15 protein-coding genes and 1 riboswitch are annotated in these 19,223 nt (G+C 76.5%); of the genes, 6 read left to right on the forward strand and 9 right to left on the reverse strand.

Features of this window, described 5'->3' with window-relative positions:
* Window positions 1-299: 299 nt before the first annotated feature.
* The 4 genes from ACIQBJ_RS01755 to ACIQBJ_RS01770 form a co-directional block, all read right to left on the reverse strand.
* A complete protein-coding gene (locus ACIQBJ_RS01755) occupies window positions 300-1,562 on the reverse strand; it encodes an MFS transporter (protein ID WP_400701728.1) in 1,263 nt (420 codons plus the stop codon).
* 2 nt (window positions 1,563-1,564) lie between these two features.
* The gene (locus tag ACIQBJ_RS01760; RefSeq protein WP_400701730.1) at window positions 1,565-2,458 is read right to left on the reverse strand and encodes an alkaline phosphatase family protein; all 894 of its coding nucleotides are present in this window, start codon (window positions 2,456-2,458) and stop codon (window positions 1,565-1,567) included.
* A 419-nt stretch (window positions 2,459-2,877) separates the two neighbouring features.
* Entirely contained in the window at window positions 2,878-4,308 is a 1,431-nt protein-coding gene (locus tag ACIQBJ_RS01765) for an L-serine ammonia-lyase (protein ID WP_400701732.1), read from the reverse strand.
* Window positions 4,309-4,565: 257 nt separating this feature from the next.
* On the reverse strand, window positions 4,566-5,963 hold the full coding sequence (locus tag ACIQBJ_RS01770) for a S8 family peptidase (protein WP_400701734.1): 1,398 nt from the start codon (window positions 5,961-5,963) through the stop codon (window positions 4,566-4,568).
* A 228-nt stretch (window positions 5,964-6,191) separates the two neighbouring features.
* Between ACIQBJ_RS01770 and ACIQBJ_RS01775 the strand changes: the two genes are divergently transcribed.
* Together ACIQBJ_RS01775 and ACIQBJ_RS01780 are read left to right on the forward strand one after the other, a co-directional pair.
* Window positions 6,192-7,199, forward strand: coding sequence for a helix-turn-helix domain-containing protein (locus tag ACIQBJ_RS01775; protein WP_400701736.1), 1,008 nt, complete (start codon window positions 6,192-6,194; stop codon window positions 7,197-7,199).
* A gap of 155 nt (window positions 7,200-7,354) precedes the next feature.
* Window positions 7,355-10,255: a type 2 lanthipeptide synthetase LanM family protein gene (locus ACIQBJ_RS01780; RefSeq protein ID WP_400701738.1), complete on the forward strand. Its 2,901-nt coding sequence runs from the start codon at window positions 7,355-7,357 to the stop codon at window positions 10,253-10,255.
* A 36-nt stretch (window positions 10,256-10,291) separates the two neighbouring features.
* Here ACIQBJ_RS01780 and ACIQBJ_RS01785 read toward each other — a convergent pair whose 3' ends face one another.
* On the reverse strand, window positions 10,292-11,023 hold the full coding sequence (locus ACIQBJ_RS01785) for an SDR family NAD(P)-dependent oxidoreductase (RefSeq protein WP_400701740.1): 732 nt from the start codon (window positions 11,021-11,023) through the stop codon (window positions 10,292-10,294).
* A gap of 95 nt (window positions 11,024-11,118) precedes the next feature.
* Here ACIQBJ_RS01785 and ACIQBJ_RS01790 point away from each other — a divergent pair, with 95 nt between their 5' ends.
* Entirely contained in the window at window positions 11,119-11,976 is an 858-nt protein-coding gene (locus tag ACIQBJ_RS01790; RefSeq protein ID WP_400701743.1) for a LysR family transcriptional regulator, read from the forward strand.
* Here the strand turns inward: ACIQBJ_RS01790 and ACIQBJ_RS01795 are convergent.
* On the reverse strand, window positions 11,973-13,058 hold the full coding sequence (locus tag ACIQBJ_RS01795; protein WP_400701746.1) for a family 16 glycosylhydrolase: 1,086 nt from the start codon (window positions 13,056-13,058) through the stop codon (window positions 11,973-11,975). The two genes, ACIQBJ_RS01790 and ACIQBJ_RS01795, sit on opposite strands and share 4 nt — an antisense overlap.
* A 17-nt stretch (window positions 13,059-13,075) precedes the next feature.
* Window positions 13,076-13,256: riboswitch (cyclic di-AMP (ydaO/yuaA leader) on the reverse strand.
* Window positions 13,257-13,529: 273 nt separating this feature from the next.
* Window positions 13,530-13,880: a DoxX family protein gene (locus ACIQBJ_RS01800; protein WP_400701749.1), complete on the reverse strand. Its 351-nt coding sequence runs from the start codon at window positions 13,878-13,880 to the stop codon at window positions 13,530-13,532.
* Between the two features lie 95 nt (window positions 13,881-13,975).
* Here ACIQBJ_RS01800 and ACIQBJ_RS01805 point away from each other — a divergent pair, with 95 nt between their 5' ends.
* Window positions 13,976-14,416, forward strand: a complete 441-nt coding sequence (locus tag ACIQBJ_RS01805) for a winged helix-turn-helix transcriptional regulator (RefSeq protein ID WP_400701752.1) — start codon at window positions 13,976-13,978, stop codon at window positions 14,414-14,416.
* Between the two features lie 376 nt (window positions 14,417-14,792).
* On the opposite strand, the gene ACIQBJ_RS01810 is transcribed toward ACIQBJ_RS01805, so the two are convergent.
* Window positions 14,793-15,155, reverse strand: a complete 363-nt coding sequence (locus ACIQBJ_RS01810) for a hypothetical protein (RefSeq protein ID WP_400701755.1) — start codon at window positions 15,153-15,155, stop codon at window positions 14,793-14,795.
* A gap of 118 nt (window positions 15,156-15,273) precedes the next feature.
* The gene (locus ACIQBJ_RS01815; RefSeq protein WP_400701758.1) at window positions 15,274-15,660 is read right to left on the reverse strand and encodes a hypothetical protein; all 387 of its coding nucleotides are present in this window, start codon (window positions 15,658-15,660) and stop codon (window positions 15,274-15,276) included.
* A gap of 233 nt (window positions 15,661-15,893) precedes the next feature.
* Between ACIQBJ_RS01815 and ACIQBJ_RS01820 the strand changes: the two genes are divergently transcribed.
* Both ACIQBJ_RS01820 and ACIQBJ_RS01825 read left to right on the forward strand, forming a co-directional pair.
* Window positions 15,894-16,103 carry a hypothetical protein gene (locus tag ACIQBJ_RS01820; protein ID WP_400701761.1) on the forward strand — a complete coding sequence of 70 codons (210 nt, stop codon included), beginning with the start codon at window positions 15,894-15,896 and terminating at the stop codon, window positions 16,101-16,103.
* Between the two features lie 67 nt (window positions 16,104-16,170).
* Complete coding sequence (locus ACIQBJ_RS01825) at window positions 16,171-19,167, forward strand: AAA family ATPase (protein WP_400701764.1); 2,997 nt, start codon at window positions 16,171-16,173, stop codon at window positions 19,165-19,167.
* Window positions 19,168-19,223: the final 56 nt, after the last annotated feature.

Consider the following 19,223-nt stretch of genomic DNA (forward strand, 5'->3'; position numbering starts at 1 on the left):
CGATCGGCGGCACGGGAGTGACGGGGCGTCATGCCGACCTCATCTCGGCGGAGCCCGGGCGGACGGCCGCCGACGGCGGGTCGGACGGGTCGGCCTCCGGCGGAAGTGCGGCGGCACACAAGAACCCTCCCCGCATCGACAGAACCCCGGACGGACGGGCACGACGGCGATCGGCGGCACGGGAGTGACGGGGCGTCATGCCGACCTCATCTCGGCGGAGCCCGGGCGGACGGCCGCCGACGGCGGGTCGGACGGGTCGGCCTTCGGCGGAGGGGCGGCGGGGCGGGGGTGGCGGGGTGTCATGGGGTGGGTTCCTCGGGGTGGGGCGGGCGGAGGAGGGGGGTGGCGGCGAGGACGGCGAGGGCGAGGGTGGCGGCCATGGTGGTGAGGGTGGTGGTGGGGCCCCAGTGGGTCCAGAGCGCGCCGACGGCGAGGGAGCAGGTGAAGCGGCCGAGGGCCTGGCCGGTGCCGACCAGGGCGAGGCCGGCGCCGCGGCGGTCGGCGGGGACGGCGCTCGCGGTGGCGGCGGCGAGCAGGCCGTCGGTGGCGGCGTAGAAGAGGCCGTGCAGGGCGAGGACGGCGGCGGCGACCGGGAGTCCGCCGCCGGGGCGGAGCAGGACCAGGGCGTACGCGGCGAGCAGGACGAGGTGGCCGAGCAGGAAGCCGCGGCGGCGGCCGATCCGGTCGCCGGCCGCGCCGAGCGGGACGGCGAGCAGCAGGTAGACGGCGGCGGTGCCGAGCGGCAGCAGCGGGAACCAGCCGGCGGACAGGCCGAGTCGGCGCTGGAGCAGGAGGTAGAGGAAGGAGTCGCTGACGGTGGCGAGCCCGAGCAGCGCGGCGCACAGCGTGATCCGGCGCAGGGCGGGCAGTCGCAGCAGGGCGGTGAGGGTGCCGGTCCGGGGCGCGGGCGGCGGCGTCAGCGCGGCGGGGCCGTACCGGCCGGGGACGAACAGCACCAGGACGAGGACGCCGAGCGCGGCGACGCAGGCGCTGACGCTGAAGACGGCGTGGTAGCCGCCGGGTGCGGCGCGCAGGATCAGGAAGGCGAGCAGCGGTCCGGCCAGGGCGCCGGCGGTGTCCATGGCCCGGTGGACGCCGAAGGCGCGGCCGCGCTGCCCGGCCGGGGCGGCGAGCGAGATGAGCGCGTCGCGGGGGGCGGTGCGCAGGCCCTTTCCGGCCCGGTCGGCGGCGAGGACGGCGCCGAGCGCGGGCATGGTGCCGGCGACCAGCAGGGCGGGTTTGCAGAGCGCGGAGAGCCCGTACCCGGCGGCGGCGACGGTCTTGTGCCGGCTGCCGCGGTCGCCGAGCAGGCCGCCGAGCAGCCGGACGACGGCGGTGGCGCCGTTGTAGATGCCGTCGAGCAGTCCGAAGCCGAGCGGGGAGACGCCGAGGGCGGCGACCACGTAGAGCGGCAGGACGGCGGAGACCATCTCGGAGGAGATGTCGGTGACGAGGCTGACGCTCCCGAGCGCCAGGACGGTTCCGGCGATCCGCGGCGACCGCCCCGGCCGGTGGGCCGGGGCGGCGTCGGACGCCGTGGGGCGGCTGTCCGCGAGGTACACGGTCAGTTCCAGACACCGGTGATGTCGGTGGCCTTGGCGGCCTGGCCGGCGTGCGCGGTGAGGCCGGCCAGGTCCTCCAGGGTGCGCAGGACGCTGTAGTGGTTGTAGGAGGCGGTGGCGGTGCTGCCGGGCTTGACGGGCTGTCCGTAGAGCAGGGTGGGGATGTGGTTGCCGCTCTGCTTGTCGTCCTCGTCGTAGGTGACGACCAGCAGGCTGTTGTGGGTCTTGGCCCAGGAGGCGTAGCCGTCGAGGTTCTTCTTGAGCCAGCTGTCGCCGGTGCCGATCGAGCAGTCGTGCATGTCGCTGCACAGGTTCGGGGTGACGAAGGAGACGGCGGGGAGCTTGCTGTAGTCGGTGGGGAACTGGGCGAAGGTGTGCCCGCTGCTCGCGGGGACGTTCTTGAAGGCGAACCAGGGGCTGTGCTTCTGCGCGTAGTCGCCGCTCTTGCAGGTGGTGGAGCCCTCCTTGGGGAGGGACTCGTTGTAGCTGCCCCAGGTCTTCTTGGCGGCGATCAGCTCGGAGGCGAGGTTGGCGGCGGACATCGAGCCGACGGAGTAGCAGCCGTCGCCCGTGATGCCCTGGGTGCTGCCGGAGAAGATCGCGAAGTAGTTGGGCTGGCTGGGGTGGGTGATGCCGTACGAGTTGGTGAGCAGGGCGCCGCCCTTGGCGAGCGAGTTGAGGTAGGGGGCGTTGCCGCTGCCGATGATCTGGGCGTAGGCGTGGTTCTCCATCATGACGACGACGATGTGGTCGGGCCTGGGGAGCGAGCCGGCCGCGGCGGCGGTGCCGCCGGTGCCGGTGACGGCGAGGGCGGCCACCAGGGTGGCGGGCAGGGCGGCGGCGAGGGCGAGCTTGCTGCGGCCGGTCCGGGGACGGTCGGGGGACGCGGAGGTCATGCCTGTCTCCAGGGGGGTGAGGGAGGGGTTCGGTCCGGGGGTCGGGAGGCCGGTCGCGCCGTCCCGCCGCTGCGGACAGGGCCTGACGTTCCCTCAGCCGCCTTGGAGCGTCAAGGTGTTGCCGGGCGGCCGGTCGCTTCCTGTGGACGGCCGGGCCAATTCGGTGGACGGGTCCGCCCTCGCGGGGCGGGCGGGGCGGGCGCGGCCGGGTGGGGCCGGGTGGGGGTGGGCCGCGGGCGGTGGCCAAAACTGTGGATTCGTCACCATGTCCACGGTGGAAGGGAGTCGGCCGCCCCCGACCCGAACACGCGTCCGACCTGCGGCGGAGCCGTCCCCGGGCATGCCGGAGCACCGGTGCAGCCCGGGGCCGTACCGGTGCTCGGGCGGGGCCGGGGGCTACCCGGCCGGTGCTGCGGCGGTCAGCACTGCGGGAAGGCGAGGGCCAGGCCGCCGCGCGCGGTCTCCTTGTACTTGTCGCTCATGTCGAGGCCGGTCTCCCGCATGGTGCGCACGGCGGTGTCCAGCGGGACGAGGTGCTGCCCGTCGCCGCGGAGGGCGAGGCGGGCGGCGGCGACGGCCTTGACCCCGGCGATGGCGTTGCGCTCGATGCAGGGGATCTGGACGAGTCCGGCGACGGGGTCGCAGGTCATCCCGAGGTGGTGTTCGAGGGCGATCTCGGCGGCGCTCTCGACCTGCGCGGCGGTGCCGCCCATCCGTTCGGCGAGCCCGGCGGCGGCCATCGCGGCGGCGGCGCCGACCTCGCCCTGGCAGCCGACCTCGGCCCCGGAGAGGGACGCGTTGCGCTTGATCACGATGCCGATCGCGGCGGCGGTGAGCAGGAAGCGGACCGTGCCGTCCTCGTCCGCGCCGGGCACCGTCCGGTGGTAGTGGTGCAGCACGGCCGGCAGGATGCCCGCGGCCCCGTTGGTGGGGGCGGTCACCACCCGGCCGCCCGCCGCGTTCTCCTCGTTGACGGCGATCGCCTGCAGCGCCACCCAGTCCATCGCCTCCAGCGGGTCGGCCCGGGGCGCGGTCCGCAGCCGCCGGTACAGCGCCGGGGCGCGGCGGGGCACCTCCAGCCCGCCGGGCAGGGTGCCCTCGGTGCGGCAGCCCCGGTCGACGCAGTCCCGCATCACGCCCCAGATGCCCAGCAGCCGGGCCCGGACCTCGGCCTCCGCGCGCCGGGCCGTCTCGTTGGCGAGCATCAGGTCGCTGATGCTGCCGTCGCCGACCAGCCGGAGCAACTGCTCGGCGTTCTCGAACGGATACGGGACCGGGGACGGGGCCGGGGACGGGACGTCGGCGCGGACCGCCCGGCCCGGGCCGCGGCCGCCGCTCCCGGTCCCGGCCCCGTCGCCGTCCCCGGTCCCGTCGCCGTCCTCGTCTCCGTTGCCGTCCTCGTCGAGCAGGAAGCCGCCGCCGATCGAGTAGTCGGTCCGGCGGGCCAGCACCTCGCCGCGGTGGCCGACGGCGGTGAAGGCCATCGCGTTGGGGTGGGCGGGCAGCACGGTGCCGGTGCGCAGGTCGAACGCGAAGGTCACCGGTCCGGCCCCCGCCAGCGGGACGCGGCCCTCCGCCCGGTAGTGGCGGAAGCGCCGCTCGGCGTCGGCCACGTCGACCGTCTCGGGCCGCTCCCCGGCCAGGCCGAGCAGCACGGCCTTGTCGGTGCCGTGGCCGATGCCCGTGGCGGCGAGCGAGCCGTACAGCTCGATGCCGAGGTGGGCGACCTCGTCGCGCAGCCCCGCGCGGGCGAGCCGGCGGGCGAAGCGGCGGGCGGCGCGCATCGGGCCGACGGTGTGCGAGCTGGACGGGCCGATGCCGATGCGGAACAGGTCGAAGGTGCTGATCACGGGGTCTCCGAGGGTGGTGGTCGGGGCGGCACGGGGCCGGGGGGGGGGGGGGGGGGGCGGGGGGGGGCGCCCCCGCGGCCGGGGGGGGGGGGGGGGGGGGGGGGGGCGGGGGCCCGCCGGGCGGGGGGGGGCCCCCCGGGGGCCGCGGGGGGGGGGGGGGGGGGGGGCGGGGGGGGGGGGGGGGGGCCGCCGGGGGGGGGCCCCCCGGCCCCCCGGCGGGGAAGGGGCGGTCGAGGGGCGGGGCGGCCGACGGGCCGTCAGCCGACGTACAGCAGGCGGTTCGGGGTGCCCTGGCCCGCGCCGCTGATCCGGTTCTGGGTGGCGGCCCCGGTCAGGGCGCTCTGCACGTCGGCGGGGGTGGCCTGCGGGTGCGCGGACAGGTAGAGCGCGGCGGCGCCGGTGACGTGCGGGGCCGCCATCGAGGTGCCGGTCAGCACGTGGGTGTCCTGGTCGCCGCTGTTCCAGGCCGAGGTGATGCCGGTGCCCGGCGCGAACAGGTCGGTGCAGGAGCCGTAGTCGGAGTCCGAGCGGCGGGCGTCGTCCGAGGTGGCGTTGTTGACCACGATCGCCTCGGCGATGTCGCCGGGCGAGTTCCGGCACGCGTCGGCGTTGCCGTTGCCGGAGGAGACCACCCAGGTGATCCCGGCGGCGATCGAGTTCTTGATCGCCTTGTCCTCGGTGGAGCTGACGCCGCCGTTGATGCTCATGTTGACCACGGCCGGCTTGACCGCGTTCTTGGTGATCCAGTCGGCGGCCGAGACGATCGCGGAGGTCGGGATGGAGTTGTTGCACGGGGTGACCCGGACGGCGACCAGCTTCACGGCCTTGGCCACGCCGTAGTCCTTGCCGCCGACGGTGCCGGCCACGTGGGTGCCGTGGCCGAGGCAGTCGCCGCCGTTGCGGCCGTCCTTGACCAGGTCCACGCCGATGCTCGCCCGGCCCTGGAACTGGCTGTGCGTGGTGCGCAGGCCGCTGTCGACCAGGTAGACGGTGACGTTCGAGGCCGTGCCGGGGTAGTGGTACGCCTTGTCCAGCGGCAGGTCACGCTGGTCGATCCGGTCCAGCCCCCAGGACGGCGGGGCCGACTGGGTGCCCGCCGAACCGGCCGCCGGGGCGGCCGTCCGGGCGCTGCCGGGGACGGTGACGGCGGCGCTCCCGGGGGCGGTGTCCGGGGACAGCGACTGGTGCTGCACGCCGTCCTGTTCGACGTGGTCGACCGCCGGGTCCGCGGCGACCCGCTCCGCCTGGGCGGGTGTCAGTTCGGCCAGGTAGCCGTGCAGCGCGGTGTCGAAGACGGTGCGGACCGTGCCGCCGTGGGCCCCGGCCAGCCGGTCCGCGGCCGCCGCCACCGCGGAGTGGCGCTGCTCGGCGGTCGCCGTCGCGGCCGCGGCCGCCGGGGCGGCGGTGTCCTTGAGCACCACCAGGTAGCGGCCGGCGATCGGCTCGGCGGCGGGACGGACCCCGCCGGGGGCCGACGCGGGGGCGGCCGGAATGGGGGCGGCGGGCACGGGGGCTGGGACGGCCCGCGCGGGGACGGCCGTCAGCGCGGCGGCGAGGGCGGTCGCGGCGGCCAGGGCGACGGCGGTCGCGGCGGTCGGCGCGGCGGCGTACGCCCGGCCGCTGCGGCGGTCGCGGGGCTTCGGGTGCGGGGACATGGCGGCTCCGGGAGGGGGTCGGGCCCTGGACCGTCCAGGGCGCCACCGGTCTACCGGCGTCCCGCCGCCGCCGGTGGCGTCCGGCGGCCACTGGCACGGACGGGCGCCGCACCTGGTGCCGGGCCGGTGGGACGTGCCACCATGCACGGCACCCCGCACGGCACCGTCCGGCCCCCGGGCCGCTCCCCCGCCGGTGCCCGGCCCGCCGCCCTCCCGGAGAGGCCAACGATGTCCGAAGACGACGACCTGATCACCCACCTGCTCCGCCTCGGCCTGACGGACCGTCAGGCCGCTGCCTACCTGGCCATGCTGTCCCTCGGCCCCTGCGAACTCCACGACCTCGCGGCCGAGTTGGACGACGGACCGGACGCCTCTCCCGGTGAACTGGGTGAACTGGAGGGCCTGCTGGGCCAGTTGCGCCGACTCGGCCTGATCACCGCGTCCGGACCGGACGGGCGGGTGCACGTCCCGGTGGAGCCGACCGTCGCACTGGAGTACCTGACGCACGCCCGCACCGCGGAGCTGCGCCGGGCGCACCGGGCCGCGGCGGCCGCGTACCGCGACTACCGGCGGACGGTCAGCCCGCAGCCGACCGAGGACCTGGTCGAGGTGGTGACCGGTCCGGCCCTCGCGGAACGGGTCTGGACGATCGAGGAGGCCGCCGAGTCCGAGGTGCTGCGCTTCGACTCGCCGCCGTACCACACCTGCGGGGCGGCGAACCCGGTCGAGGTGGAGAAGCTCGGGCAGGGCGTGGAGTACCGGGTGGTGTACGCCAAGTCGGCCGTGCAGAACACCGCCTACTACAGCGTCAACATCCAGCCCTGCATCGCCGCCGGGGAACAGGCCCGGGTGCTGCCCACCGTGCCGGTCAAACTCACGGTGTTCGACCGGCGGTTGGCGATCGTGTCGATGTCCTTCGTCGAGGCGGAGGTCAACGACTCGCTGCTGATCGTCCGACCGTCCAGCCTGCTGACCGCGCTGACCGGCCTGTTCGAGACCGCCTGGCGCACCGCCCTGCCGATGCACCGCAGCGACCGCGTCCCGCCCGCGGTCGGCGGCATCCACCGCCGCGTCCTCGAACTCCTCGCCACCGGCGTCACCGACGAGACCATCGCCGAACTGCTCGGCATCAGCCGCCGCACCCTCTCCCGCCAGCTCGAACAGCTCAACTCCCGCACCGGCTCGACGACCCGCTTCCAACTCGCCCTCTACGCCGCCCGCAACGGCTGGCTCTGACCCCGGCCCCGGCCCCGGACGGCGGGCGCCCGGCGGCGGGTGGCTTGTGCGGGTGCCTTGTGCGGGGACGGGGCCGGTGGGAGGCTCGGGCCGTGATCGAGGCGGCGGGGGCACCGGGGGGCCGGGGCGGCGCGGGGTGGTGGTCGGCCGGGGTCGTGGCGGGCGAACCGGACGGACCGGCCGGGCCGGGGCGGCCGGAGTGGGCCGGTTTCGTCGAGGCGGTGCTGGACACGCTGCCGGACGAACTCCCCTCCCCGGCCGTCGGGTTCGAGGACGTCGTGGCGCCGTTCGCCCGGGCGGCCGCCGAACTGCTCCCCGCCGGGGACGGGGATGGCACGGTCGAACTCGGGCCCGTCCGCGCCGAGTTCGTCCAGCAGCTGACGGCCGTACTGGCCCGGCGCTCCGCCCGGACGCTGGCGTGGGAGCTCGACGCCGCCCGGCGGCGCGGCGGGTCGGCCGGGCGGACCCCGGAGGAGCGGTTCCGGAGCTTCGCCACCGCGACGGCCGGCCGGGCCGGACTGGGCGCGCTGCTCGCCCACTACCCGGTGCTGGCAAGGCTGTTGGGGCAGACCTGCCGGTACGCGGCGGACGCCCTGACCGAACTGCTGGCGCACTTCGCGGCCGACCGGCCGGAGATCGTCGCCACTCTGCTGGGCGGCACCGACCCCGGCCCGCTGGTCACGGTGGCGACCGGCGCGGGCGACGGACACCGGCGGGGGCGCGGCGTCGCGGTGCTGGGGTTCGCCGACGGCCGCCGGGTGGTCCACAAGCCGCGCCCGCTGCGGGCCCACCGGCACTTCAACGAGGTCGCGCACTGGTTCAACGCCCGGCCCGGCACGCCCGAACTGCCGACCCTGGCCCTGCTGGACCGCGGCGACCACGGCTGGGTCGAGCACGTCACCGCGCAGAGCTGTTCCGACGAACGGCAGTTGACCGGCTTCTACCGCCGCCAGGGCGCACTGCTGGCGCTGCTGTACGCGCTGGACGGCACCGACGTGCACCACGAGAACCTGGTCGCCCGGGGCGCGGAGCCGTTCCTGGTCGACGTGGAGACGCTGTTCCACCCGCCGACGGCGGGCCTCGGGGGCGACGACCCGGCGGGGGCCGCCCTGCAGTCCTCGGTGTACCGGACGGGCCTGCTCCCGCACCTGCAACTCGGCGACCGCACCGCCTTGGACGCCTCCGGCCTGGGCGGCGACGCGGGCGCGCCGCTGCCCGCGGACGCGGCCGCCTGGGCCGACCCCGGCACGGACCGGATGCGGCTGGTCCACCGCCCGCGGACCCTGGCCGGGGCCGCCAACCGGCCGAGCCTGGCGGGCGCGGCGGCCGAGCCCGCCGACCACCTCGACGCCCTGCTCGACGGCTTCCGCGCGGGCTACCGGGCACTGGCCGACGGCCGGTCCGAACTGCTGGGACCGCACGGCCTGTTGGCGCGCTTCGCGGACGCCGAGGTCCGGGTCGTGGTGCGCCCCACCCGGACGTACGCGACGCTGCTGGCCGAGTCGACCCGGCCGGAACTGCTGCGGGACGCGGACCGGCGCGACGCGCTGTTCCGCCTGCTGGGCACGGACCCGGCCGCCGGGCCGGGCCACCCCGGTGCCCTGGAGCACGAGATCGCCCAACTGTGGGACGGCGACATCCCGTTGTTCACCACCCGCCCGGGCTCGGCCGACCTGTGGTCGGGCGACGGCACCCGCGTCCCCGCCGCCGTCGACCGCACCGGCCTCGACCGGGCCGCCGAACGGCTGCGCGCCATGGGCGAGTTCGACCTCGCGGCCCAGGAGTGGACCGTCCGCGCCACCATGGCCGCCCGCGCCACCACCGACCCGCACGCCCCGCCGCCGCCCTCCGGCCCCGGCCCCGCTCCGGCCTCTTCCCTCTCCCCCGAGCGGCTGCTCGGCGCCGCCCGCCGGGTCGGCGACCTGCTCCTGGCGGCGGGCCACGACGGGGGCGGGCGGACGAACTGGCTCGGGCTGGAGCTGCTCGGCGACCGCCACTGGCAGTTGCGGCCGTGCGGCGCCGACCTGGGCGGCGGCTACCCGGGAGTGGCGCTGTTCCTGGCCCGGCTGGCCGCCCGGACCGGGGAGGAACGCTACGCGGCGGCGGCCGTCCGGGCGTTGACGCCGCTGCCCGCGCTGCTGGAGCGGCTCGCGGCCCGGCCCGCGGACCTCGCGGCGGTCGGCCCCGGCGCTTTCGCCGGTCTCGGCGGCATCGCGTACGCGGTCACGGCGGTGGCCGCCGCGCTGGACGACCTGCCCGCCGCGTCCGAACTGATCGGCCGGAGCGTCGAGTTGACGGTACGGGCGGCCGCGACCGAGTCCGCCCCCGGGCTGACGGAGGGCCTGGCGGGCGGCCTGGCCGCCCTGCTGGCCGTGCACCGGGCGACCGGTTCGACCGCGGCCCGGGACGGGGCCCGCACCCTCGCGGACCGCCTCCTCGCCACTCCCCCGCCCGCCGGCCCGGGCTTCGCCACCGGCGCGGCCGGGGTCGGCTGGGCCCTGCTCGGCTGGGCGAAGGCGGAGGCAGAGGCGGGGGCGGGGGCCGGTCGCCGCCAGGTGGCGGCCGAGCGGGCCGGGCTGGCCGCGCTGCGGTTCGCGGCCGGGGCACCGAACGGACCGGCGGACCGGCCCGGCGGCTGGTGCCGGGGGCGGACGGGCGTCGCGCTGGCCGTGGCCGACCGTCAACTCACGCAACAGGAGCCGGAGTTGGCGGAGTTCGCGGCACGGACGGTCCGCCGGCTCTCCTCCCGGGCGGCCCCGTCGACGGAGCACAGCCTCTGCCACGGCGAGGCGGGCGTCCTGGAACTCCTCACCCGCTGGACCGCCCCGCCGTCCCCGCCCCTGCCGTCCCCGCCCCCGCACCTGCCGGCGGCCCGACGCCTGGTCGCCGAGGTCGAGCGGGACGGTCCGCGCTGCGGCACCCCGGGGGCCGTTCCGGTGCCCGGGCTGCTGGTGGGGCTGGCGGGGGTCGGGCACACCCTGCTGCACCTGGCCTGCCCGGAACAGGTCCCTTCCGTGCTCCTGCTGCGGGCACCGGCCCGTCCGTCGACTCCCTGACCGATCAACGGAGTCGACCACATCTCGGCAGCCGCCTCACCAGGGCACGATCCCGGCGTCGTCGAAGAACCGGCCGGTCGGGCCGTCGTCGGGCAGGGTCGCCAGCCGGACGGCGATCGCCGCGCCCTGGGCGGGGGTGCGCACGCCGCGGAAACCGTTGAGGTCGGTCGCCACGTAGCCGGGGCAGCAGGCGTTGATCAGGATGTTCGTGCCGCTCAACTCCCGGGTGTACTGCAGCGTCACGGCGTTCAGGAAGGTCTTCGACGGCGCGTACGCCACGGCCACCGGGCCCGCCGTCCGGTCCGGGTCGGGCCCCGACTGCCGGGCCAGCGAGCCGACACTGCTCGACATGTTGACGATCCGGGGCGAGGCGGAGCGGCGCAGCAGCGGCAGCATCGCGTTGGTGACCCGGATGACGCCGATCACGTTGGTCTCCACGACCGCCCGGACGGTGGCGGGGTCGACGCCGGTGGGCTGCTGCGGCATCTCCCCGGCGACGGCCGCGTTGTTGACCAGCACGTCGAGGCCCCCGGCCCGGTCCTCGACCAGCCGGGCGGCGGCGGCCGCGCTCGCGTCGTCGGTGACGTCCAGCGGCACGCCGAAGGCGTCGATCCCGGCCGCGCGCAGCCGCTCCACCGCGTCCGCGCGGCGCCGGTCGTCGCGCGCGCCGACGCCGATGCTCCAGCCGAGGGCGCCCAGGCCCGCGGCGATCTCGTGGCCGATGCCCTTGTTCGCGCCGGTGACCAGCGCAATCGTTCGCTCGCTCATGGGGATCATGCTGCCCCCGGCCGCTGCGGGGCGTCCAAGACCGATCGGGTGGGCACCGATACCGTCGGGGTATCGGTGCGGGGTACCGTGGTCGGATGGAGACCCGGGAGCTGCGCTACTTCGTCGCCGTCGCCGAGGAGTTGCACTTCGGGCGGGCCGCGCAACGGCTCGGGATCTCGCAGCCGCCGCTGTCGCGGGCGATCCAGCAGCTCGAACGACGGCTCGGGGCCGCGCTGTTCGACCGGACGGGCCGCACCGTCACGCTGACCGGGGCCGGGTCGGTGCTGCTGGCCGAGGGCCGGGCGGCGCTCGACGCGGTCGACGCCGCCGAGCGGCGGACCAGGCGCGCCGCCCGCTCCGCGACCGGCGGTCCCGGCCTGGTCCTGGTCACCAAGGCGAGCGCGTCCAGCGAACTGCTGGCGGGGCTGCTCGCCGCGTACGCCGCCGAACCCGGCGCGGTCCCCGTCGACGTCATCCTGTGCGGCCCGGGCGAGCAGGAGCGGCTGCTGCGCGAGGGCCGGGCCGACGTGGCGCTGCTGCACCGGCCGTTCGACCCGGCGGCCGGACTCCGCGCCGAGGAACTCGGCACGGAGGGCCAGGTGGCGATCCTGCCCGCCGGGCACCCGCTCACCGCCCGGCCCCGGCTGCGGATGGCCGACCTCGCCGACCTTCCGGGCCTGCCGCTGCCCCGCTGGCCCCGCCCCGACGGCAGCTACCCGCCCGGCCCCGGCCCGGAGGTCCGCGACCACGCGCAGCTGCTCCAGCTCGTCGCCCTCGGCCGGGCCTGCGCGGTCTCGCCGGAGTCGTCCCGCACCCACCTGCACGGCGGCCTCGCCGCCGTCCCCCTCCTGGACGCCCCGCAGGTCACCACCGTGATCGCCTGGCCCCCGCACAGCCGCTCGGGGGCCGTCGCCGACCTCGTCCGGACCGCGACCCGCCTCCGGTGGGCCTAACCCGCCTTCCAGAAACGGACCGAGTCGATCGCGATGTCGGCCGAGGAGCCGACCGCCGGGGCGGCGCCGCCGAGTGAGGTCTCGGACTGCAGCACCCAGTGCATCGGGGTGTTCGGCACCCGCGAGGTGGAGTGGCCGACCAGCTTGCCGTCCAGGTAGAACTTCAGGTCGTTCGCCTGCCACTCGATCCGGCTGACGTGCCGGGCCCCGGCCACCGGGACACCGGTGTCGTACGCGTCCTGGTCGCCGCCGGACGTCGCGCCCTGGCGGTGCACGAACGCGCCGACGTCGCCGCACAGGTCGCCCTCGGGGAAGTCGACCTCACCGTCGCGCGGCCAGGTGTAGGAGTCCGGCCAGAGCAGCCACGCCACCTTGTACCCGGTCGCGCAGGTCGCCTTCCAGGTGACCTCGTAGGTGCCGTAGGTGGTGTTCTGCGGCAGCTTCGGCGTGGGAGCGGCCACCCAGGTGCCGGCGGCGTCCCGGTTGAGGTGGATGTTCAGCTGCCCGTCGGCGATCGACAGCGTCCGGGCCGGGTCGTACGTGCCGTTCTTCGAGGTGTCCTGCCAACCGGACGGGTACGCCCACCACTTGGCGTCCACCGCGGCCGGCAGCCCGGTGCAGTGGCTGGTCTGCAGCGGCCCGTCGGCGCGGCAGCCGGTCCAACTGCCGAGCGGCACCGAGGCGGAATCGAAGTCGTCCTGCCAGGTCGGCGCGGTGCCGGTCGGCGCGGGCGAGGTGGGCGAGGCGGTGGGCCGGGCGGTGGGCGTCGGGCTCACGAACGGCGAACCGGTCGGCAGCGGGGTCGCGGTCGGCGTCGGGTCGGGCGCCGCCGTGGTGGCGGCCGCGGTCGGGCTCGGGGCGCCCGGCGGGACGGTCGGCGTCGCGGACGGGGCCGCCGGGGTCGTCGGCAGCGGGGCGCCGGTGGCGGACGGCGCGGCGGTCGCCCAGCCGCGGTGCTTGGCCGGGCGGTGCTGCCCGGCGGCGTCGGCGGTGTCGGGGCCGGTCAGGGCGAACGTGGCGACGGCCAGGCCGGTCACGGCGGTCGCGGCGGCGACCCTGGCGGTCGTGGCAGGAAGGCGCATGGTGGGGGTCCTCGGCGACGCCTGCGAGGTGAGCTGTCGGGTTCGGGCCGCGCGAGTGGCCCGGCCGTCCGTGGAACGGCTTCACCCCGAGCCGCGACCACCCACGGGCACGCGGGGGCCGGGCGTACTGACCTGGTTCCCCCGCTCCCGTCCGCTCACTCTCTCGGTCTGCCGCTGCCGGGTGGACGGGACTCGGCGTCCCGGCGGCGGTGCCCACGGCTCGGCGGGCGTTGGAGCAGGCTAGCTTCCCGACGTGTATAAGACAATTATCGGCCCGCTCCCCTGCTCCCCGCTCCCCCGGACCGCCGACCAGGGCGGTGCGCCAGTGCTCCGACCGCAGATCGTGATCTTCATGGCCCCGGGCCGCTTGTCGCTGCCAGCGGCCGCTGCGAGCAGGGCTGCGGACAGTCTTCGGCTCTCGTCCCGGGCCAAGGGTCGACGTTGTGACCCACGGCCACCGGCCGTCCGCCGTCAGAGGGTGGCCGCACGCAGCACGATCAGGGCCACGGAGGCCAGGGCGAGGACCACCGCCGGGGACGCGCCCTTGCGGTCGCCGACGCGCAGGTGGAAGGCGACCGCACCGGCGAAATAGAGCGTCAGGCCGATCGCGGCGGCGATTCCGACGGGCCCCCACCGGAGTCCGGCGATCGCACCGGCCGCGCCCGCGATCTGGGCGCAGATCAGGAAAGCCATCATGCGCCGCGGGACTCCGAGGGTGGACATCTGCTCGGTGATGTGACGCGTCCTCAGCGACTTGGCCCCGGCCGATACCAGGAGGAGCGCCGACATGAACACGGTGACGACGGCGAGGGAGACGAACATGGCTGGAACCTCAATCGTGCGAGAGGCGAACAAGGGGCGTGCGCACCTCAATGACGATAGGGGGCCGTCAGGTACCTCCAGGTAACCTTCGGGGCATGAGCCTGCGACCCGGAATCGCCTTCCTCGCCGACTGTCCCGCTCTCCTGGCCATGGAGATCATCGCCAGCAAGTGGTCCATGGTCACGCTCTTCGCACTGACCGACGGCCCTTTGCGCCACGGCGAGTTGGTCGAGCTGAGCGGTGGCATTTCGCGCAAGGTCCTGACCCAGACGTTGCGTCGGCTCCAGGCCAACGGGCTGGTCGAACGGCACGCGTACGCCGAGGCGCCGCCGCGGGTGGAGTACGGCCTGACCGATCTCGGGCGAACCCTGGAGGAGCCCATCAGGATGCTCACCGCGTGGGCGCGGGAGAACGGCGAGGCGGTCGTCACCTTCCGGGAGGCGGCCGAGGCGGCCGAGGCGGCCAGGTCCGTCGAGGCGGATCGGGCGACCCCGGCGAAGACCCCTCCTGTCGCCGAGGACCCGGGCCGTTCCTGAGCGACAGAAGGGGCCGAACCTGGAAGACCCCGCCGTCGCCCCGCCATCAACTCGGTCTTCCGGAACAGCGGTCAAGAACGGCGGTCGGAGTACCGGTCCCCGGAGGACCCCGGAAGAAAATGCTCTCCGGATTCCCCTCCGCCGAACAGGCGACCGTGCAGCAGCCCGACCCGCTGCCGAAAGGCGCGAATTCGACAGCGCCACCGGAGCCCGCCCAGACCCGCCGGATCGCCTCCGGCGTGGGGCGGAACGCCTGTTCCTCCAGAAAACCGCTCTCCGGCGGATCGCCCGGCGATTCGTAGCCCTCCGCCCGTGGCTCCGCTCGGCGTCGTCCTGGCACGAGTGCTCGTGTTCCCGGCCGGTGATCGGCTCGGGTTCAGGACGGCGGCCGCAGCCAGCGGCGTGCCGCGGTGAGGTTCACCTCGATGTCGTCGCTCCAGGAGCAGACCTCCAGCCATGCGAGGTAGCCGTCCTGCGCGAAGACCAGGACCTCGCCGGGGCACTCGCCGGTTTCGGTGAACAGCTGGACGTCGGCGGCCACGACGGTGCCGGGGCCCGTCGGCGCGGGCTCCACCGCGTCGGTGTCGAGTGCGAAGTAGGCGGTGCCGCACCCGCACTCGCAGCGGGACCGCACTGCGAGTCGGCGCACCTGCCGGCGGAGGGCGACGTGAACGGGCTCGTCCGGGTCCAGGACGAGGTCGAGCACGTCGGCCACGTCCTCGGGCAGGCGGTGGGTCATGCCGTCACCGTAGCCGAGCAGGGGTTTTGAGCTTCGGCCGAGGCCGAGGTCGGGGCCGGAGACTGGACTGTGCGGTCCCCTGGCCACGGGCCGGAGCGCCCCCGCCCCGGTCGCCCGGTCAGCGGGTCGGCATGGCGCCGTGCGGGTGGTTGACGATCAGGGGGACGGAGCCGGCTGCGAGGTAGTAGTGCCCGGGGTGGTGGTCGACGTGGAGGTGGCCGCCGTCGTCGGTGGCGGCCACGGCGCGCAGGTTGTCCGCGAGGACGGCCCGGGCGGCGGGGTCGCCGCTGATCACCAGGGTCCGCCGTCCGGGGTCGTGGCGGATCAGGACTCCGGGGCCGGCCGTTCGCTCGACCTCGACGCCGGCCAGGGTGTCGGTGCCCGGCGGGGCCGTGGAGTCGATCCGGCCTTCGCCGTCGGCCACCGCGTCCGCGAGCCGGGCCAGTTCCTCCGCCGAGGCGGTGAGGTCGACTTCGCCGTACCTGGGGTCGCGGACGAGCCTCATGCGGTGGGTGCTCCTTCGGGGTCGGGCTCCCCATGATGCCAGTGCGGGCGCACCGCACCGCCTCCGTGCTGCGGGCCCGGCCCGGGTGCTGGACGGCGGGCGACTTCGGGGCAACGGGTGGAGGTTGGGGGCATCTTGTGTGGAGGCGTGGCCGGTGGGACGCTCGGGTGCTGCCGCGAACACCCGTGGCATCCAGGTCCTGATGTTCGGTAGTGGCAGGAAGGTGTCCGTCCATGCAGACTCCGCAGCACCCCCGGCAGGCCGAGCCCGTCGAGTCGGCGGCGCATCCGCTCGGCGGAGGCGGGCCCTGGGGCGGCGGTGGCGCGTTGGGGCGCCGCGCGGCCGCGCTGTCCGGGGGCGACGAGGTGCTGATGCAGACGCACTCCCCGTACGAGACGATGACCTGGACCTCGCGGGGCGGTGCCGCCCCGGCGGACTGGTAGGCCCTCGCCGGGTGGGGCCGTCCCCCGGCTCTACCCGGCCATGACCAGCTCGGACTAGCCTGCGGCCATGGCTACCAGATCACCCGTCACGGTCGGCCGGAGCGCCGAAACGGCTTTGCTGGAAGGGCTCCTGACGAGCTGCCAGGAGAAGCGGGCGGAGGACGGCGGTCCGGACGCCCGGGCCGTGCTCGTCCTGGGCGAGGCCGGGATCGGCAAGTCCCGGCTGGCCGGGGAGTGCGCCCGGCGCGCCGCCGCGCGGGGGGTCGCGGTGCTGCGCGGCCGGGGCAGTCCGAGCACGGCGGCCGCGCCGTTCCGTCCGCTGGCGGAGGCGCTGAGTTCGCACCTGCGCCGGACGGGGCCGCCGCAGGACGCCGAGCTGCTGCCGTACCGGGCGGCGCTGTCCCCGGTGGTGCCGGAGTGGCGGACCGGCGACGGGCGGGGGCGACCGGAGCAGGTGACCGAGCTGGCGGAGGGGCTGCTGCGGCTGCTCGCCGCGATCGGGCGGGACGCCGGCTGCCTGCTGGTGCTGGAGGACGTGCACGACGCGGACCCCGGGACGCTGGCGGTGCTGGAGTACCTGATCGACAACCTGGCCGGGCTGCCGGTGCTGCTGGTGGCGACGCTGCGGCCGGAGCCGGGCGCGGCGTTCGAGCTGTCGCAGGCGGCGGAGCGGCGGCGGGTCGCCACCGTGCTGCCGCTCGGGCCGCTGGGCGGTGCGGAGTTGGGCGAGCTGGCGGCCGCCTGCCTGGGGGTGCCGGTGGACGCGGTGCCGCCGGGGGTGGTGGCGCGGCTGGCCGAGGTGGGGGACGGGAACCCGTACCTGGTGGAGGAGTTGCTGGCCGACATGGTCGGCGGCGGCGCCCTGCGGCCGGAGGGCGCGGGCTGGCGGGTGGCGGGCGACCTGGCCGCGACCGTCCCGGCGGGGGTGGTGCGGGCGTACGCCGGGCGGGCGGCCCGACTGGCGCCCTCGACGCGGGAGTTGGTGGTGCTGGCGGCGCTGCTCGGCCCCCGATTCACGGTCGACACCCTGCACCTGGTCACGGGGCGGACGGAGCGCCGGCTGTTCGCGGAGCTGCGCGAGCTGGTCGAGGCGGACCTGGTGGTCTCGGACGCGACGGTGCCCGACGGGTACGCGTTCAGACACGCCCTGGTCGGGGAGGCGCTGGCGGCGGGGCTGCCGGCCGCCGAACGGGCCGCGGTGGCGCGCCGGGCCGCCGCCGCGCTCGGCAAGGCCGGGTCGCGGGGCGGCGGCGCGAAGGACCCCCGTCCGGGCGGCCCCGGCGCCCGGCCGCCCGGCCCGGAGAGCGCCGAGCGGCAGCACCTCGCCGCCCGTCTGCTGGAGGTGGCCGGGGACGCGGCGGGGGCGGCCCGGCTGCACGCCGGGGCGGGGCGGCGGGCGCTGGAGGCGGGGGCGGCGGGTGTCGCGGTCGAACTGCTGGAGCGGGCGCACCGGTTGGCGGTGGGCGCGGACCGGGCCGCCGTCACGGAGTCGCTGGTGCGGGCGTCGGCGGAGGCGGGGCGGCTGGACCGGGCGCTGGAGCTGCTGGGCACCCTGCCGACGGCGGGGGCGGCCGCGCCGAGCGTGGAGCGGCGGGTCGACCTGCACACCCGGCTGGCCTGGGCGGCGCTGATGGCGGGGCGCGGCGCGGAGGGTGCCGAACAGCTCGCGGTGGCGCAGGAGTTGCTGGGCGAGCGGCCGGAGCCGGCGCAGCGCGCGGCGCTGGCGGTGGCCCGGGGGCACCTGGCGCTGCAGCCGGGTCGGGCGGAGCTGCTGCCGGGCACGGAGCGGCGGGCGCTGCTGGCCGCCGAGTTCGCCCAGCAGGCGGTGATGCCGGAACTGGCCTGTCAGGCTTGGCAGTTGTTGGCGATGCTGGCCCGGGAGCGGGGTTTCGACGAGGCCGACGGGTGTCTGGCCCGGATGCTGGTGGTGGCCGAGTCGCACGGGTTGCCGCACTGGCGGTTCGAGGCGCTGGTGCGGTTGGGCGCGAACGCGTTCATGCGCCGGGGCGAGGCCCGCACCCTGGAGGAGGCGCTGGCTGCGGCACGGGAGTTGGGGTCGCCGGGCCGGGAGCACCGGACGGAGGCGCTGCTGGCGATGTACGCGGTGCTGACGGGCGATCCGGAGCGGGCCGGGGAGATCGTGGCGCGCTGCCTGGACGCGACCGGCCGGATGCGCGACGTCGCCTCGCACCAGTACCTGCTGCTGACGGCGGCGACGCTGGCCGGGCACCGGGGGCGGGCGAAGGAGATGGAGGAGCGGCTGCTGGCCTTCGAGCGGGCGGGCGGCGGGCGGTCGTTCCTGGTGCCGATGATGCGCGGGCTGTGCCGGGCGGTGTGCGCGCTGCTGCAGGAGGACCGGCCGCTGGCCGAGGCCGAGTTGGCGGCTGCGGCGGAGTGGGAGCGGGGCCATCCGAACGTCTTCTACCTGACCGGCCGGTACGGGCTGCGGCCGCTGCTGGACGTGCTGGCGGGCCGGGCCGGGCGGGAGCGGTACGCGGAGGTGGCGGCGATGCCGGCGGCGGAGCTGGCGTGGAACCGGCAGTTCCTGGTGGCGGCGGACGCGGTGCTGCTGGGCCGGGAGGGGCGGGCGGCAGAGGCCGAGCGGGCGGTCGCGGAGCTGGTGCGCCGTCAGGACCTGTTCCCCACCGGGGCGCGGCTGGCGCTGCGGCTGGTGGCGGAGGCGGCGCTGGCGGACGGCTGGGGCGATCCGGTGGGGTGGCTGCGCGGCGCGGAGGAGTACTTCCACGCCCTGGGGGCGGGCGCGCCGGCGGGCGCGTGCCGGGCGCTGCTGCGCCGCAGCGGCGCCACCGTCGCGCAGCGGCGCACCGGCCGGGACCGCATTCCGGAGGCGGTCCGGGCCCGGGGGGTGACGCTGCGGGAGTACGAGGTGTTCGCGCTGATGGTCGACCGGCCGGGGAACCGGGAGATCGCGGACCGGCTGGTGATCTCGCCGCGGACGGTGGAGAAGCACCTGGCGAGCCTGCTGCGCAAGACGGGCCTGCCGGACCGGGCCGCGCTGCACCGGCTGGCCGCGGAGCTGGCGGCGGCGGGCGAGGACGGCTGACCGCACGGGGCGCGGGGGTCGGCGGCGGGGTGCGAAACATGGGGGCCGGCGGTGCG

Origin of the sequence: Kitasatospora sp. NPDC088391, assembly GCF_044753345.1 — a bacterium.
In the GTDB taxonomy this organism is placed as follows: domain Bacteria; phylum Actinomycetota; class Actinomycetes; order Streptomycetales; family Streptomycetaceae; genus Kitasatospora.

Excerpts from the sequence above, each read along its gene's own strand:
- ACIQBJ_RS01760 (WP_400701730.1), bottom strand. The coding sequence starts at position 2,458 with ATGACCTCCGCGTCCCCCGACCGTCCCCGGACCGGCCGCAGCAAGCTC.
- ACIQBJ_RS01770 (WP_400701734.1), bottom strand. The coding sequence starts at position 5,963 with ATGTCCCCGCACCCGAAGCCCCGCGACCGCCGCAGCGGCCGGGCGTAC.
- ACIQBJ_RS01775 (WP_400701736.1), top strand. The coding sequence starts at position 6,192 with ATGTCCGAAGACGACGACCTGATCACCCACCTGCTCCGCCTCGGCCTG.
- ACIQBJ_RS01785 (WP_400701740.1), bottom strand. The coding sequence starts at position 11,023 with ATGAGCGAGCGAACGATTGCGCTGGTCACCGGCGCGAACAAGGGCATC.
- ACIQBJ_RS01790 (WP_400701743.1), top strand. The coding sequence starts at position 11,119 with ATGGAGACCCGGGAGCTGCGCTACTTCGTCGCCGTCGCCGAGGAGTTG.
- ACIQBJ_RS01795 (WP_400701746.1), bottom strand. The coding sequence starts at position 13,058 with ATGCGCCTTCCTGCCACGACCGCCAGGGTCGCCGCCGCGACCGCCGTG.
- ACIQBJ_RS01800 (WP_400701749.1), bottom strand. The coding sequence starts at position 13,880 with ATGTTCGTCTCCCTCGCCGTCGTCACCGTGTTCATGTCGGCGCTCCTC.
- ACIQBJ_RS01805 (WP_400701752.1), top strand. The coding sequence starts at position 13,976 with ATGAGCCTGCGACCCGGAATCGCCTTCCTCGCCGACTGTCCCGCTCTC.
- ACIQBJ_RS01810 (WP_400701755.1), bottom strand. The coding sequence starts at position 15,155 with ATGACCCACCGCCTGCCCGAGGACGTGGCCGACGTGCTCGACCTCGTC.
- ACIQBJ_RS01815 (WP_400701758.1), bottom strand. The coding sequence starts at position 15,660 with ATGAGGCTCGTCCGCGACCCCAGGTACGGCGAAGTCGACCTCACCGCC.
- ACIQBJ_RS01820 (WP_400701761.1), top strand. The coding sequence starts at position 15,894 with ATGCAGACTCCGCAGCACCCCCGGCAGGCCGAGCCCGTCGAGTCGGCG.
- ACIQBJ_RS01825 (WP_400701764.1), top strand. The coding sequence starts at position 16,171 with ATGGCTACCAGATCACCCGTCACGGTCGGCCGGAGCGCCGAAACGGCT.